This window comes from Bythopirellula goksoeyrii (assembly GCF_008065115.1).
Taxonomy (GTDB): Bacteria; Planctomycetota; Planctomycetia; order Pirellulales; family Lacipirellulaceae; genus Bythopirellula; species Bythopirellula goksoeyrii.
Window position 1 is genome coordinate 1,270,033 of sequence record NZ_CP042913.1, and the last position, 16,434, is coordinate 1,286,466.

Annotated in this window: 13 protein-coding genes; 4 read left to right on the forward strand and 9 right to left on the reverse strand. The window is 51.5% G+C overall.

The window, feature by feature from the left end; translation table 11 throughout:
- The first annotated feature begins 541 nt into the window (after window positions 1-541).
- Both Pr1d_RS05055 and Pr1d_RS05060 read left to right on the forward strand, forming a co-directional pair.
- Window positions 542-1,591, forward strand: coding sequence for a class I fructose-bisphosphate aldolase (locus Pr1d_RS05055; RefSeq protein WP_148072510.1), 1,050 nt, complete (start codon window positions 542-544; stop codon window positions 1,589-1,591).
- A 140-nt stretch (window positions 1,592-1,731) separates the two neighbouring features.
- A complete protein-coding gene (locus Pr1d_RS05060; protein ID WP_148072511.1) occupies window positions 1,732-3,597 on the forward strand; it encodes a heavy metal translocating P-type ATPase in 1,866 nt (621 codons plus the stop codon).
- 363 nt (window positions 3,598-3,960) lie between these two features.
- On the opposite strand, the gene Pr1d_RS05065 is transcribed toward Pr1d_RS05060, so the two are convergent.
- The 8 genes from Pr1d_RS05065 to Pr1d_RS05100 form a co-directional block, all read right to left on the reverse strand.
- Window positions 3,961-5,109: a sodium ion-translocating decarboxylase subunit beta gene (locus tag Pr1d_RS05065; protein WP_210417889.1), complete on the reverse strand. Its 1,149-nt coding sequence runs from the start codon at window positions 5,107-5,109 to the stop codon at window positions 3,961-3,963.
- Window positions 5,110-5,154: 45 nt separating this feature from the next.
- Window positions 5,155-5,535: an OadG family protein gene (locus tag Pr1d_RS05070; RefSeq protein WP_148072512.1), complete on the reverse strand. Its 381-nt coding sequence runs from the start codon at window positions 5,533-5,535 to the stop codon at window positions 5,155-5,157.
- Between the two features lie 65 nt (window positions 5,536-5,600).
- Complete coding sequence (locus Pr1d_RS05075; protein ID WP_148072513.1) at window positions 5,601-5,990, reverse strand: biotin/lipoyl-containing protein; 390 nt, start codon at window positions 5,988-5,990, stop codon at window positions 5,601-5,603.
- Between the two features lie 37 nt (window positions 5,991-6,027).
- A complete protein-coding gene (locus Pr1d_RS05080) occupies window positions 6,028-7,581 on the reverse strand; it encodes an acyl-CoA carboxylase subunit beta (RefSeq protein ID WP_148072514.1) in 1,554 nt (517 codons plus the stop codon).
- Window positions 7,582-7,618: 37 nt separating this feature from the next.
- Window positions 7,619-7,825: a dodecin family protein gene (locus Pr1d_RS05085; RefSeq protein ID WP_210417890.1), complete on the reverse strand. Its 207-nt coding sequence runs from the start codon at window positions 7,823-7,825 to the stop codon at window positions 7,619-7,621.
- A gap of 98 nt (window positions 7,826-7,923) precedes the next feature.
- A complete protein-coding gene (locus tag Pr1d_RS05090) occupies window positions 7,924-8,427 on the reverse strand; it encodes a polyhydroxyalkanoate synthesis regulator DNA-binding domain-containing protein (protein ID WP_148072516.1) in 504 nt (167 codons plus the stop codon).
- A gap of 47 nt (window positions 8,428-8,474) precedes the next feature.
- Window positions 8,475-9,290, reverse strand: a complete 816-nt coding sequence (locus Pr1d_RS05095) for an SDR family NAD(P)-dependent oxidoreductase (RefSeq protein WP_148072517.1) — start codon at window positions 9,288-9,290, stop codon at window positions 8,475-8,477.
- Window positions 9,291-9,396: 106 nt separating this feature from the next.
- Window positions 9,397-9,831, reverse strand: a complete 435-nt coding sequence (locus Pr1d_RS05100) for a hypothetical protein (protein ID WP_148072518.1) — start codon at window positions 9,829-9,831, stop codon at window positions 9,397-9,399.
- 319 nt (window positions 9,832-10,150) lie between these two features.
- On the opposite strand from Pr1d_RS05100, the gene Pr1d_RS05105 reads away from it, so the two are divergent.
- Complete coding sequence (locus Pr1d_RS05105; protein WP_148072519.1) at window positions 10,151-11,683, forward strand: acyl-CoA carboxylase subunit beta; 1,533 nt, start codon at window positions 10,151-10,153, stop codon at window positions 11,681-11,683.
- A gap of 20 nt (window positions 11,684-11,703) precedes the next feature.
- Entirely contained in the window at window positions 11,704-13,689 is a 1,986-nt protein-coding gene (accC, locus tag Pr1d_RS05110; RefSeq protein WP_148072520.1) for an acetyl-CoA carboxylase biotin carboxylase subunit, read from the forward strand.
- A 169-nt stretch (window positions 13,690-13,858) separates the two neighbouring features.
- On the opposite strand, the gene Pr1d_RS05115 is transcribed toward accC, so the two are convergent.
- Entirely contained in the window at window positions 13,859-15,715 is a 1,857-nt protein-coding gene (locus tag Pr1d_RS05115) for a phosphoenolpyruvate carboxykinase (GTP) (RefSeq protein WP_148072521.1), read from the reverse strand.
- Window positions 15,716-16,434 lie beyond the last annotated feature (719 nt).

Here is a 16,434-nt window from a genome sequence, read left to right on the forward strand (position 1 = left end):
GTTGTCCCTTATTTCACAGTGCCGATTGTCACCCTGGATAAGCAGTTGGGCACCGCTCGGATTTGATTGATTGGCAACATGAGTTGCTGGTGTGAGCCTAGGGCAAATGCCGTTCCATCCAAATTTTTTGAGAAATGTGCTGAAGAACTTCGCCTGTTCCAGATAGTTTTCATTCAGTTCGATTTTCAGAAGCTATGTGCTGACACCCTGTTTCTTGAGTTCACATTAGAATCCGGTTGGTAGTACGAGTCGGCTCATTTCTAAGTGACTATCGAAATCCATCTTCTTGAGGCGAGTTGTGAAGCGCACATGAAACTGTGCCAGATACGCACACTAGTGTGCCAATTCAATGAGTCAGTCTATTCCCAAAAACTCGTGAGAATCTGCAAATCCTTGTCAAATCACTCACGACTCGCCGTTGAAAAGAGTTTTGGAACTTGAGGCTGAGATTCATCGAGAAAGGCACGAAAAACGCTACAATCAGTTTAGAACGCAAATGGCGAGCGCCTTTAATTTCCTAAAAGTATGAGGTTCTAATTCCATGAATAACTTAGTCGAACTGCTTGGCTCCGAAGCCGATGCCCTACTGAATCATCGTTGCCAAACGATTTCCCAGGATTCGCTTCACTTACCGGGTCCCGATATCGTGGACCGCATTTACGCAGCCAGCGACAGAAACGTGCGGGCATTGGGTAATTTACAGAGACTAATTGGTAATGGACGCCTGGGCCGAACGGGATATCTTTCGATTCTTCCAGTGGACCAAGGAATAGAACATTCCGCGGGGGCTTCGTTCGCGCCGAATCCTATTTATTTCGACCCGGAAAACATAGTTCGTCTTGCGATAGAGGGAGGGTGTAATGCGGTGGCCTCAACCTACGGCGTTCTTGGAATCGTGGCTCGAAAATATGCACACAAGATCCCCTTTATTGTGAAGATCAACCACAACGAGTTCCTGACCTATCCCAACAAGTTTGATCAAATCATGTTTGGTACGGTAGAGGAGGCCTACGACATGGGTGCTGCTGCCGTAGGGGCCACGATTTATTTTGGTTCCGCTGAGGCAACGCGGCAAATTGTCGAGGTCGCGGCAGCCTTCCAACGGGCCCATGAACTCGGCATGGCAACCATCCTTTGGTGTTATCTACGCAACTCAGAATTCAAGAAGGACAAGGATTACCATGTGTCAGCCGATCTCACGGGTCAGGCAAACCACTTAGGTGTAACTATCCAGGCAGATATTATCAAGCAAAAGTTGCCAGAGAACAACGGCGGCTACAATGCTCTGAAGTTTGGCAAGACTTCGCCGAAGGTCTACGATGAGTTGACCACAGATAATCCGATCGACTTGTGCCGCTATCAGGTTGCCAACTGCTATATGGGAAGATGTGGCCTGATCAATTCAGGAGGTGCATCTAGCGGCAGCGGCGATTTGGCAGAAGCGGTCCGTACTGCGGTCATCAACAAGCGTGCCGGTGGCATGGGATTGATTAGCGGCCGAAAGGCGTTCCAACGTCCCATGGCTGAGGGGGTGCAGTTGCTCAACGCAATCCAAGATGTGTATCTCGATGAGCAAGTGACGATTGCATGATTCTGGCCTTTTCACGTCCATGGTGGTGTAGAGAGAGTCAAATCATTGCTGTTCTGCACCGCCATGGGGCGTAATTTTGCCAAATCGGAGTACGTTTTTGGACAATTCACTTGAGAACGGGTGGAAAGGCCGATCCTTAAATGCTCCGTCTATCACCCAGTTACCTTTGGTCTCTAAGGCAGCATCTGATTGCCCTGTTATCGATACTTGCAATTGTCATCCATCTTTTGATGCGTTTTGGAGGGCTTGGCCCGTCAAGGTTGGTTGACATCCCATTGGTAGTCGCCTTAATCATGGGCGGAGTACCACTGGTTATTGAACTTCTCGTCAAGTTGTTTCGCGCCGAGTTCGGCTCGGACATGTTGGCTGGGATCTCGATAGTGACTGCAGTTTTGCTCGGTGAGTATCTTGCCGGTACCCTCGTGGTGTTGATGCTATCGGGTGGTGAAGCTCTGGAGGCCTATGCCGTCCGCAGCGCTTCGTCGGTTCTGCAAGCCCTGGCCCGCCGCATGCCTTCGATTGCTCATCGAGTGCAGGACTCGACTCTCGAAGACGTAAAGTTGGATGCCATTGTTCCTGGAGACTCGCTTGTCATCCTTCCACACGAGATCTGCCCAGTCGACGGCGAGGTAATCGAGGGGCATGGTGTCATGGACGAATCCTATCTAACTGGCGAGCCCTACTTGATGTCCAAGACACCCGGCGCAGCAGTCCTCTCCGGGGCTGTAAATGGGGAATCTGCACTGACGATTCGAGCAACGAAACTCGCGGTGGACTCTCGATACGCCAAGATCATGGAGGTCATGCAGGTAACCCAACAGAGGCGTCCGCAACTCAGGCGACTTGGCGACCAGCTAGGGGCATGGTATACGCCGCTGGCTGTGGCAATTGCAGTGGCGGCATGGGTAATCAGCCACGAGCCGATCCGCTTTCTTGCAGTACTAGTTATTGCGACTCCGTGTCCGCTATTGATTGCCATTCCTGTAGCGATCATTGGTTCAATCTCGCTCGCAGCAAAGCGAGGTATCGTCGTTAAGGATCCAGTCGTACTTGAGCGAATCGACAGTTGTCGTACGGCCATCTTTGATAAGACGGGGACATTGACTTACGGACGACCGCATTTGACCGAGAAGCTCACGGTTGACGGCATTGACCAGAATGAGCTATTCAAATTGGTGGGCAGTGTTGAGCGATATTCCAAGCATCCACTCTCACAAGCTATTGCCGATGAGGTTCGAAGAAAAAGCATTTCACTTCGTGAGGTCAGCGACATCAGTGAGCGGCCTGGTGAGGGTTTGCGAGGTCGGGTCGATGGACACACCGTTTGGATCACCAGCCGCAAGCAACTCTTGGCGGCCAATCCCAGTGCCGCAGAGAAACTTCCGCCTGTGGTTAGCGGAATGGAGTGTGTTGTCGAGCTTGACGGAAAATATGCGAGTACCTATCGCTTTCGAGATGAGCCTCGCAAAGAAGGGGCTGAATTCATTCATCATCTCGAGCCGAAACATCGATTTGACCGGGTGCTGCTGGTCTCGGGGGACCGTTCGTCGGAGGTGGAATATTTGGCAGAGAGAGTAGGAATCACTGAGATTCATGCTGGCCAAAGTCCAGAGGAGAAGGTCGCAATCGTTGAAAGGGAAAATGAACATACCAGCACGATGTTTGTAGGGGACGGCATCAACGACGCACCTGCGTTGATCGCAGCGACCGTTGGAGTTGCGATTGGCCAAGACAGCGACGTGACGACGGAAGCCGCCGGTGTCGTTATCTTGGACAGTTCGCTGGAAAAGGTGGACGAATTCATGCACATCAGCCGGCGGATGAGACGAATTGCACTGCAGAGTGCAGTCGGTGGGATGGCGTTGAGTATTGTGGGAATGGGTTTCGCCGCGGCGGGATATCTGTCACCCGTTGCGGGTGCTGTCCTGCAGGAGGTTATCGATGTCTTTGCCGTGCTTAACGCGTTACGTGTGTCTCTACCTCCAGAGTCCCTCACGGATTTTTGAATCTGTGATTTCGAATCGAGGTTAAGGTGCTGCAATTGAATTTGACTCGATATTCGATACCTTTGTGCTGCACAGCGCGCTGATTTTGTGACATAAGACAGTCGCAGGATTTCCACGCTATAGACGACATGACCAGACATCACACTGTCGTGCAGATTATTCGAAGAGTCTTAAGGCCGCCAACCGCTGGTTCCTGACCCCAATACAGCTACAGCAACAGTGACATTCCGCAGAAAGACTGCTTTTTCATTCGCTCTAGTCAGTGATTTTTCGATCTCATCTCAAATAGGACAATGCCGAGCTTCTTGAGGCTCATCCGCAATGTTAAATTTGTTCATGGGCCACATTTGAGCCCACGGAGAACTACATCGCCAATTGCGACCACAGCACCCCAGCCGCGATGGCCGAGCCGATTACACCGGCGACGTTTGGTGCCATGGCATGCATGAGCAGGTGATTTTGGGGATCCTCGTTCAATCCTACCATATGCACGACCCTCGCTGAATCGGGAACCGCTGATACTCCTGCTGCGCCAAGCAGGGGATTGATAGGTTCATGTAGAAACAGATTCATTAGTTTTGCGAATAGAATGCCGCCCCCCGTTGCCACGGCGAAAGATAGGGCCCCCAGCACAAAAATCAGAATGGACGTGGGCTGCAGGAAATAACTTGCACTGGTGCTGGCACCGACGCAAAAGCCCAACAAGATTGTCACAATGTCGATAAACACGGTGCGTGCCGTATTTGCTAGTCGTTCAGTAACCGTACATTCCTTGAGCAGATTACCAAAGAAGAGCATTCCGATTAGCACCAATGCGCCTGGTGCCAGGAGTGTGCATATCAAGAATGCAGCGATTGGGAATATAATCCGCTCGCGCCGAGAGACGTGCCGAGGACGTTTCATCCTAATAAGGCGTTCTTCGTGAGAGGTCAACAAGTACATGATCGGAGGTTGGATCACCGGAACAAGGGCCATGTAGGAATAGGCCGCGATTGCGATTGCACCCAAAAGCGAAGGGGCCAGTTTTGAAGACAAGAAAATTGCAGTTGGTCCATCGGCACCGCCAATGATGCCGACAGCACCCGATTCCTGAGGGGTGAATCCAAGGCAAAGGGCTCCCAGAAAAGTAAGAAACACACCGATCTGAGCTGCGGCTCCCAGCAATACGAGTTTGGGGTTTGAGAGCATCGTCGAGAAGTCCGTCATGGCGCCGATCCCCAAAAAGATCAGTGGTGGATAGACACCTTTCTCTACTCCGAAGTAGAGATACCGCAAGACACTTCCTTCATCATAAACTCCGAGGCTCATGCCCTGGACTGCAGGGATATTTCCCACGACTATTCCAAAACCAATCGGAATAAGCAGTAGTGGTTCGTAGTGTTTGGCAATGGCTAGATAAACAAACGCAAGACCAATCGCGATCATCGCGAGATTGCCCAACTGCATATTCGGAAAGGCAGTCGTTTGGTAGAGTTGAATGGCTTTGGAGCTTAGGTAGTCAACGAACTCCATGGATAGTTGCTCCGATCAATACCAGATTCAAATTCTTTGAATTAGTCAGTTGTGCGGTTTATGAGAGGCATGGATTTCCCAGCGCCCCTGCTGTGGCCAGGCCATTTCGCGACTTGTGAGTTCACGAGTATGAATGATGCGATGAGGCTTTCCCAAGGCCTCGGAGACAGCCGCGGCAATAACGGCGATTACCTCATCGGGAATCTCTTCTCCGCGCGGTTTAGGTGGTATCAGCAATTGTTCAGCTTGGGGTAGATACTTATCAAGCAGCGCCATGATGTGGGGAAGCTTGGAAATAAAAGTACTGACAAGTACCAGCGCAACGAACACGATAAACATCCCCATAATTGCTAGCGGGAGACCCGTATCATGCCAGAGCGGCTCAAGGCTGAAATGGAGCGATATCGCTAGTGTTAGAGGATGCATCAACGTACCAATATTGAATATCTACCGCGTTTTTCTATGAAACTGAAAGATAGAGACCTAGTCTGCTATTCCAGGGCGAGTAATTCTTGCCCTTCTTGAACATTGTCACCCTCTCGAACACTGATCGAGACGACTGTCCCCGACAAGGAGGCAGTAATCTTGTTGTCCATCTTCATAGCCTCCAAGACTAGTAACACTGTCCCAGAAGCAACTTCGTCGCCCTGCTTCACGAATATCGACTTGATTACTCCTGCCATGGGGCTTAACACGGCTCCGTCCGAGTGACTCGTAGAAGGCGCCCCAGCTGCCGGCGCTGGTGCAGAAACCTGCGCGGGAGGGATGTGCTTGCTTGTGGACTGAGAACCAGAGAGATGGGCCGTGGGAACTTCTTCTCCGAGCACTTCAACCGTTACATCGTACGACTTCTTTCCTACCGTGATTCTGAGTTTTTTCATGCTTGATTCTATCGGGCTCGTGTTTCAATTATGTGCGTTAAAGGGGTATCAAGCCATGTTTTTTGGGTGGCCGGATCGCCCGTTTTGTGACGGTATTGCGTAAAGCCAACGACACCACTGAGCGGGTTTGAGAAGGTTCAATCACGTCGGTAATCATGCCGTGAGCTGCTGCCATATATGGGGACGCAAATTTCTCTTGGTACTCATCGATAAGTTGCTGTCTCAGTGCTGGCTTGTCTTCTGTCGCTTCGAGTTCCTTGCGGTACAGTACATTGACGGCCCCCTCGGCACCCATCACAGCGATTTCGGCAGTCGGCCAGGCGAACACAATATCTGCACGCAGATCTCGACTACACATCGCCAGGTAGGATCCCCCATAGGCCTTGCGGACAATGACTGTGATCTTAGGGACGGTTGCCGAGGCATAGGCGAAGAGCATCTTTGCTCCATGGCGGATAATGCCCCCACGTTCTTGACCCACGCCGGGCAAGAAACCTGGAATATCTACCAAGGTGAGCAGTGGAACATTGAATGCATTGCAGAACCTAATGAAGCGAGCTCCCTTATCCGAGGCGTCGATGTCGAGGGATCCCGCTTTGACGTTTGGCTGATTGGCAATGATGCCGACTACCATGCCATCGATCCGACCGAATCCAACGATCAGGTTGGTGGCAAAATCCCGATGGACTTCGAGAAACTGACTGCCATCTACCAGTCGATCAATAATCGCCTGCATATCGAGTGGTGCTTTGGCATCCTCGGGAACTAATTCGTTCAAAACTTCATCCGGGTCGAGGGATATATCTGTTGTCGGACGATGAGGAGGGTCCTGCATATTGTTGGGAGGTAAGTAGGATAGCAAATCCTTAGCAAGCTGGATCGCGTGCTCATCGTTGTCGGCAATAAAATGCACATTCCCGCTGATACTCGCGTTTGCTACCGCACCACCGATCTCTTCCATCGTGGCATCGACCCCCGTGACCGCTTTGATCACTTGGGGACCGCAAATGAACATGTTTGCATTCTCGCGCGTCATGATCAGGAAGTCCATGAGAGCGGGAGAGTAGGCTGCCCCACCTGCGCAATTGCCCGCAATGATTGCAATCTGGGGAATGGAACCCGAGAGCATCACATTGCGATAAAAAACTTGCCCGTAACCGGAAAGCGATTCCACGGCCTCTTGGATTCGAGCTCCACCCGAATCATTGATCGCGACGAATGGCATGCCACATTCCAGGGCATAATCCATGACGTCACAAATCTTCTTGGCATGCCGTTGCCCCAGAGCACCGCCACCAACAGTGAAGTCTTGGCTAAACGAAGCAACTGGCAGACCGTCGACATGTCCAACGCCAGTGATTACCCCATCACAGGGGAGCTTCGTCTTCTCCATGCCAAAATCATGACAAGCATGTTCGACGTGCATTCCCCATTCCTGAAATGTTTCAGCATCAAAGAGACATTCGAGTCGCTCGCGAGCTGAAAGTTGGCCTCGGGCATGCTGTTTATCGCGTCTGCCCTGTCCCCCACCAAGCAGGGCAGTCTGTCGGTGCTCAGAAAGAGAGTCCAATAATTCCTTGCGGATACTCATAGGGTATTTTCACACTTGATGCGGCCGGCAAGGCACATCATCCTTCATCAATGTACTTGAAAGACAAACTGAGCCTCGTGCGGTACAGGATTTTCCCATCTTCGAGCTTGAGATCCATTTTGGTCACCTCAGCGATGCGCAAATCCCGCAGCGTTCGGCGTGCGATCTCTATTCCATTCTTGGCGGCATCGTCCCAGGAGACCTCACTGGTTCCGACAATCTCGATTACCTTGTAAAGACTCATAAACATAGTACTCCATAGCTGAATGAGAGTTCATGAAAGCGACTGAGTACGGATACTCTAGCACCTCACCGGAACCTCATTCAAGGGACGCATAGCGATCAGATATCCAAATTCTCTCTGGATTCCAATTGCTTGATACGATCTTCAAGTTCTTCAATCCTTTGAGCCAGTTGTGCTTTCTCATCAAGAGATTTCTTGGGGGACCCGTTGGCAGGCTTAAACCCATCCATCCAGGCCTTAGCCCAATGCATTGGATTCACCAAGTCTTTCGCACTTGCAGTATGCCGCTGGAGATAGTCGAGGTAAGTCAAGGAATGCTGGAAATAATCTCTTAGGAAGTCGGTTACCATTTCGTTCGAGCGGACGATGCTGTGCAACATATCCACTGGAAACAATGAGATATTTTCAGGTTGGCGGTCGAGAATTATCTGCGCGAGCACACTCCGTGTAAGAGATTCTCCTGATTGACTATCGCTTATTTCAATGGTCCTTCCCTCCCGAATGAGCTTTTCGATGTCTTGCAAAGAGACATACTTGCTGTCATTGCGAGAATAGAAGCGTCTGTTCGGATAGCGCTTTATTTGAACGACTTCCTCGGACATTTCGCACTCTTCTGGCTTCTGATGAAAACACGAATGGCAGTACTTTATTAAGCCTGGGGATGCCAACCGGCATCTGCCCAGAGTTGCCCACTGACTGCCGAATTAGAAATCATGAAGCAAATCGCATCGGCGATTTCATCGGGACGTATCAGTCGACGCAATTGGGTATACGGTAACACATATTTCGCGATGTAGTCTTCGCCCAGACTGCGTAGCATGGGGGTATCGGTAAAGCCAGGATGGATTATCCCACATCGGACGCCGTAGTACATGGCCTCCTTCGTTAACGTGGCTGCTGCACCTTCCAGGCCTGCCTTTGTCGCAGCATACGAGATCTGACCCTTGTTTCCCTGGGAGGAGACCGAGCCGATGAACATAATGGTCCCTTGGACTTCTTCTTCAGGTTGCCACTGTTTGAGCCCTTGTCGCCAGCGGTTCTCTGCGAGTTTCGCTACCATTTCGATGGCCCAATAAATTGGTGCAATCAAATTGACTTCAGTGACTTCGCGGAAGGACTTGACGGAATAGGGTTCAGCCCGGCCTGTCTGCTTATCTAGCTTCACCGCCAAAGCGTCGCGGGTGATGCCCGCCGCCGGGACGCAGATCGAAACGACTCCATGACGCTCCATCACGTCCTCGTAAACTTGCGTTCGGAAGGTGTCGTTGGTGGTATCGCCTACTTTGACCTCAGCGACTTGTCTTCCCACTTCCGAGTTGATGGAATCAGCTAACTCATAGACTTGATCTCTTCTATCGACCAACACCACTGTGCGCGCTCCGCGTTTAGCCAATTCCAGTGAGACTGCTGCTCCAATTCCACTACCGGCTCCCGTTACTAACGCCACTCGATCGTTAATTTTCATGATAGCACCTACCTGGAATGTTAATCGACTAAACACGACTCATGGGGTCCTAACTGGAACCCCATGAGTTACATTGGCCATAGCACTCGAGTTGATCGACCGCCTCTCAAGGACCGGCTTTTGCGAACAAATCTGTCCATTTGGTGATTGCTTCTTGAAATTCGCGAATTTGCGATTCCGTCATTTCTTTCATGCAATCAAGAGACTTGCGGCAGAGTTGCTCAGACCGCCGCCGGAACTCCTCGGGCGTACTTGCATCCGTGATGCTCAGCGCTGCATCCAGGGATTCAATCGCCGCCTGGTATTGTCGCTCGACCACATCACGATGCTTGCGCGCCAGAGTCGAAATCGTATCAACCCATTGCTTTCGAAATCCTTGCATTTGATTCAGCACCGCAGTTTGGGGCGTCGGAATGCCAGGCCACATGCTAGCCCATTGGCTATAGACTTCCTGCTGCATCTTTAGATTGGCCTCGGCTGCCTTGCGGATGTTCTGAAAAACCTCCTCAAACACGGGGCTTCCTGTCATGGTTTCTGTCATGATTTGGGTCTCCTTATGTTCAGGTGCTTTTGCTGGAAGGTTTACGCCCTTCCTGGACACCTAGTTAATGTGCGTCTCTATCGCTATTGTTCGTCAAAACAAAGAGGAAGTCAATAGGAAATCACGCAATTGCAGCAATTAATATAAGTACTTACAGGGCAATGAGTTAAATTAATTGTGATGCGACATTATTAGAAAAATTATTGCTTATGCATTAATCTGTCTCGCATCTGCAGTAGTATTTGAATAGAATGCAAGGGTGGCAGATTTGAATTCAGTCGGTAGAAGTCTGGATCGGATAGATAAAGGAAAAGGAGCCATGCAAGAAATTGTCCGCAAATTAGCTGAAAAACGAGCGGCTGCCGAAATGGGAGGGGGGCTAGAACGCATCGAAGCCCAGCATGCCAAAGGAAAGCTGACTGCCCGGGAACGAATAGAGCTGCTGATGGACCCCTGGTCCTTTGAAGAGTGGGACATGTTTGTCGAACACCGCTGCTCCGATTTCGGTATGAAAGACCAAAGCATTCCGGGCGATGGAGTGGTGACTGGTTACGGCACAATCAACGGCCGGATGGTGTTCGTCTTTAGCCAAGACTTCACAGTGTTTGGTGGTTCTCTTTCCGAGGCACATGCCGAGAAGATCTGTAAGGTGATGGATCATGCCATGAAGGTGGGTGCCCCGGTTATCGGTCTCAATGATTCCGGTGGAGCCCGAATTCAGGAAGGTGTTGCCTCGCTAGGCGGCTATGCGGATGTCTTCCAACGCAACGTGTTGGCATCGGGAGTCATCCCTCAGATTTCTCTGATCATGGGTCCATGTGCAGGTGGTGCTGTATATTCACCGGCCATGACCGATTTTATCTTCATGGTCAAAGATAGTTCCTACATGTTTGTCACGGGGCCGGAGGTCGTGAAAACAGTCACCCACGAAACGGTGACCCATGAGGAACTAGGAGGAGCCATAACACACTCGACTAAATCGGGCGTCGCGGATCGGGCGTTTGAAAATGACATAGAGGCTTTGTTGATGATCCGACGACTCATCAATTACCTACCGGCGAATAATAAAGACGCTCCACCATATCGTCCTACACCAGATAGTGCAGATCGATCTGAGCCATCGCTTGATACCCTGGTTCCTGACAGTCCTACTAAGCCTTATGACATGAAAGAATTGATCTTGAAAATTGTCGATGACACAGATTTCTTCGAGATTCAACCAGAGTATGCCAAGAACATGGTTATCGGTTTTGCGAGAATGGAAGGCCATCCTGTGGGAATCGTTGCTAATCAACCGATGGTGCTGGCAGGGTGCTTGGACATTAAGTCGGCGATCAAGGCCGCCCGATTCGTTCGATTTTGCGATTGTTTTAGTATCCCCATTCTTACGTTGGTTGATGTCCCCGGCTTTATGCCTGGGACTTCTCAGGAATTCGGTGGGATCATCAAGCATGGAGCGAAACTACTATATGCCTTTGCCGAGGCGACTGTCCCCAAGATTACTCTGATAACACGAAAGGCTTATGGTGGTGCCTATGATGTGATGGCATCGAAACACTTGCGAGGTGATGTGAATCTGGCGTGGCCCAGCGCGGAAATAGCGGTGATGGGGCCGAAAGGCGCTGTGGAAATAATTTTTCGTAAAGAACGAGGAGATGAAGCGCGTATAGAAGAATTGACCGACGAATATCGCGAACGCTTTGCCAACCCATTCGTTGCCGGACGACGCGGGTTTATCGACGATGTGATCATGCCGAGCCAGACACGAAAGCGAATCTGCCGGTCGCTCGCTCTACTGCGCAACAAGAAGCTGGAAAACCCGTGGCGGAAGCATGGAAATATCCCGCTGTAAATAGGTTGAAGGAAACTCTCATGTTCAAGAAGATACTCATTGCCAACCGAGGTGAGATCGCCTGCCGGGTCATCAAATCGGCGAAAAGAATGGGCATTCTCACCGTTGCCGTCTATTCAGAAGCAGACAAGGATGCCCTTCATGTTTCTCTGGCCGACGAAGCGGTCTGCATTGGACCATCCACATCCTCGCAGAGTTATCTGGTCGCTGATCGCATTCTGGAGGCTTGTCGATCTACGCAAGCCGACGCCGTTCATCCGGGTTATGGATTTCTTTCAGAGAACGCTGAGTTTGCCAAACAGCTAGATCAGGCCGGCATCGTTTTTATTGGTCCAGGGGTGCATGCTATTACTTCGATGGGTGACAAGATCACTTCGAAACAACTTGCTCAGGAGGCGGGGGTCAACACGGTTCCAGGTTCCACGGAGGTCATTTGCGACCCCGTCATGGCGGTTAGAATAGCACAAAGCATCGGCTATCCTGTCATGCTCAAGGCGAGCGCCGGTGGTGGTGGAAAGGGCATGCGAGTCGCCTTTAATGATGAAGATTGTCAGGAAGGCTTTGAGCGCGCCAGTAATGAAGCCCGCTCTAGCTTTGGTGATGATCGCATCTTCATCGAGAAATTCATCGAACAACCCCGCCACATTGAGATCCAAGTCTTGGGTGACACCCACGGTAACATCGTTCACCTGGGTGAACGTGAGTGCTCATTGCAACGGCGTCACCAAAAGATAATCGAAGAAGCCCCCTCGCCGTTTATTGATGAGGAAACCCGAGCTCGCATGGGAGAGCAGGCAGTTGCTTTGGCTCGGGCAGTGCAATACCATTCGGCTGGGACAGTAGAATTCATTGTCGATGCGGAGCGCAATTTCTACTTCCTCGAGATGAACACGCGACTTCAGGTCGAGCACCCAGTGACAGAGTTTGTGACTGGACTGGACTTGGTCGAACTGATGATCCGTATCGCAGCAGGGGAACCTTTGCCACTCTCACAAGCCGACATAAGGCTTAAGGGATGGGCCATCGAGGCTCGTATCTACGCCGAAGATCCGTTCCGTAACTTCCTCCCCTCGGTGGGACGTCTGGTGCGTTATGCACCACCTAGTGGAACGGAACATGTGCGGGTGGACACGGGGGTATACGAAGGTGGAGAGGTCTCGATTCATTACGACCCCATGATCGCCAAGCTGATTACCTATGGCGCGGATCGTGAGGAAAGTATCCAGCGGATGCGCAGGGCACTCAATGAGTTCACGATTCGGGGGGTCGCGCATAATATCAGTTTCCTGGGAGCCCTGGTCAATCATCCGAGATTTGCCAAGGGGCAGTTGAGTACCAACCTGATTGCAGAGGAATACCCCGACGGATTCGACGCCACGAATGTAGTGCACGATGATCCCGCGCTGCTGATCATCGTTTGTGCAGTGATCCATCGTCGCTATCGCGAGCGGGCGGCTCAGATTAGTGGCCAACTGCCTGGCTATGAACCCCAGGTGGGTCAGCAATGGGTGATCGTTACAGGTAACGAGCATCATCCTGTTGAGATTTGCCCGGCCGAACAAGGATACGATGTGACCTACGCCGACCTGACCTACCATGTTGAAAGCAATTGGGAGTTCGGACAACCCTTGTTCCGTGGCCGCATCGATGGAGTAGATGTCTGTGTTCAAGTGGAACGTCGACATCTCATCTATCGACTGTTCCATTGGGGTACGCAAGTAGACATGCTGGCCCTTTCTGCTCGGGCTGCCGGTCTGCTCTCACTAATGCCTGTCAAAGAGCCCCCCGACCTGAGCAAGTTTCTGTTGTCGCCCATGCCGGGCATGCTCGCGAGCTTGAGAGTGGAAGTCGGTGAAGAGGTGAAGGCAGGCCAAGACTTGGCTGTGGTCGAGGCAATGAAAATGGAAAATGTCCTCCGGGCAGAACGCGATGGAAAAGTAGCCCATATCGTGGCAACAGTCGGTGAAACACTTGCCGTGGATCAGGTAATCTTGGAATTCGAGTAGCAAAGAATAGATTGTGATTGAAAATCGAGGGGTAATCTGTTTCCAACCTCATCACATGGCACGATACAATCCGACGTAAGGAGCCAAAACGCGCTCCGTTTCGTCAAGGCGAATCCAACAGTCGCGCCGCGGTGCTCGAAATCGTGCTCCGCGACGCGTTGCAGGCAATCTAATCTCCTTTCTGGTCCCAACGCTCGGGGGAACGCCAGAGGCCAGAAAGCAAGAGCTCTCGGATGAAAGTGATTTCCCGGGGGAGGCGGTCGTAGAGTTTGAAAAACAACTCGTCGTGCGACGCGATCTCTTTCATCCAATCGTTGCGATCCACACTCATCAGCTGCTGGAATTGCTCTTCGGAGAAATCCAATCCTTGCCAATCAATGTCTTTGTACTTCGGCATCCAACCGAGCGGACATTCAATGCCGACCGCTTTGCCTTGCGAGCGTTCGACGACCCATTGCAAAATTCGCATGTTGTCGCTGAAGCCGGGCCAGAGGAAGTTGCCTTCGGCGTCCTTCCGAAACCAGTTTACATTGAATATGCGTGGCGGGACGGGAAGCTTGCGGCCAAAATCAAGCCAGTGGCTGAAGTAATCCCCCATATGGTAGCCACAGAAGGGGAGCATTGCGAAAGGATCGCGGCGGACCTGGCCGAGTTCCCCAAATGCCGCGGCAGTCATTTCCGAGCCCATCGTTGCGCCCGTGTACACCCCAAAAGCCCAGTTGAACGATTGGTACACCAGTGGCACAACCGTACTGCGACGGCCGCCGAAGATGAACGCAGAAATCGGCACACCGTCGGGATTGTCGTATTCGGGGTCGGCACAAGGGCACTGCGAAAGCGGGGCGGTGAAACGGCTGTTGGGATGGGCCGCCTTCTTGTCGCTTGCCGGAGTCCAGTCGTTTCCTTGCCAGTCGATGGCATGCTCAGGTGGCGGGCCATCCATTCCTTCCCACCACACATCGTCGTTGTCGGTGAGTGCAACATTAGTGAATATGGTGTTCTCACGGATTGAGGCCATTGCGTTGGGATTGGTCTCTTCGTTCGTGCCGGGGGCGACGCCGAAGAAACCCGCTTCGGGATTGATGGCGTAAATTTTGCCATCTTCTCCCGGCTTGATCCAGGCGATGTCGTCCCCCACAGTGGTGACTTCCCAGCCGGACTTTTGATATTCCTTCGGAGGGACTAACATGGCGAAGTTGGTCTTGCCACACGCACTGGGAAACGCCGCGGCAACGTACGTTTTCTTGCCCGAAGGGTCCTTCACTCCTGTGATCAGCATATGCTCGGCAAGCCAACCCTGCTCCCGGGCCAAGACCGAAGCGATTCGCAAGGCGAAACACTTCTTCCCCAACAGGGCGTTGCCGCCATAGCCGGAGCCATAGCTCCAGATCGCTCGTTCCTTGGGAAAGTGAACGATGTACTTGTTCTGAGGATCGGGACTGCAAGGCCACGGGACATCTTCGACCCCGTCGGCAAGCGGCATTCCGACCGAGTGGAGGCACTTGATGAATTCCCCTTCGCCAAGGGCTTCCAGCACGGCCGTCCCCATGCGGGTCATGATCCGCATATTGGTGACCACATAGGGGGAGTCGGTGATCTGAATCCCAATATGCGCGATTCGTGATCCAATGGGACCCATGCTGAAGGGAATCACGTAGAGTGTACGTCCCTGCATGCACCCCTCGAACTTGGGAGTCAGCAGGGCTTTCATCTCTTTGGGGTCCATCCAGTTGTTCGTCGGACCGGCTTCACCTTTGCTCAGTGAACAAATAAAGGTGCGATCTTCGACTCGGGCAACGTCACTGGGATGGCTGCGGGCAAGAAAGGAGTTGGGCCTTAGATCGGGGTTCAAGCGTATGAAAGTGCCGCTCTCGACCATTTCGTTGCAGAGTTGGTCGTACTCCTCCTGCGTACCATCACACCAATGCACGGCTTCTGGCTGGCAGAGGGCGACCATCTTGTCGACCCATTTGACTAACTCGGGGTTGTTGACCGCACTGGGAACTTCGACCATGGCAGTAGACATTTCTTTTGCTCCTCAATAGATAAATAACAGATTTCATCAACCGGTAGTGCAACTAACAGGCCAAACATGACCGTTCTCATCCGGCAAATTTTCGACTGAGAATATTGTTATGGGTGCATAATCGCCCGATTCCAGCAATACAGTGTGCGGATTTGGCGCAGTGTGCAGTTTCTGAATTTGAGTTGCTCAACCTTAAAATCACGGTGAAGTTTGAGGCAACCGTACCTTAAGTCAATGGGAAAAGAAGACGGACTACTATTAAGCTGCTTACCGTCATCGGGCATTTCGAAAAGGGGTATTTAGCTGGCCGTCGCACGTCGCAAGTTGGGTAAATTAAGAAGTTTTGCTCTAGACTCCAACCATTGCGCCAGACGACGCTCTGGCCGGCCTCAAGAGTCGAAATTCAGTAATGAGACTCGGTAAAGTGAAAAAAGGTATTTTGAGCAGTAGGTCTCTTCTACCTTTCAGGCATTTTGCCGCTCAGATTGTCTGATAACCTTTGACGATGAGTTTCGAAAAAACAGTGGGCTTTCGCTAGGAAACTCCAAATTGAACTCATTATCCTATATTCTCCTGTCCTATCTCGGTTGTCGGCTTTGAATCCGGTCAACGTGATCTTCCATACCCAAAAAAGGCCGAGCGACTCCGCGCGCCCAGCTTCAACAGATGGATTAAGGCGTAACACATAGGTTAGGGGGAATTTCACGCCAATACTATGT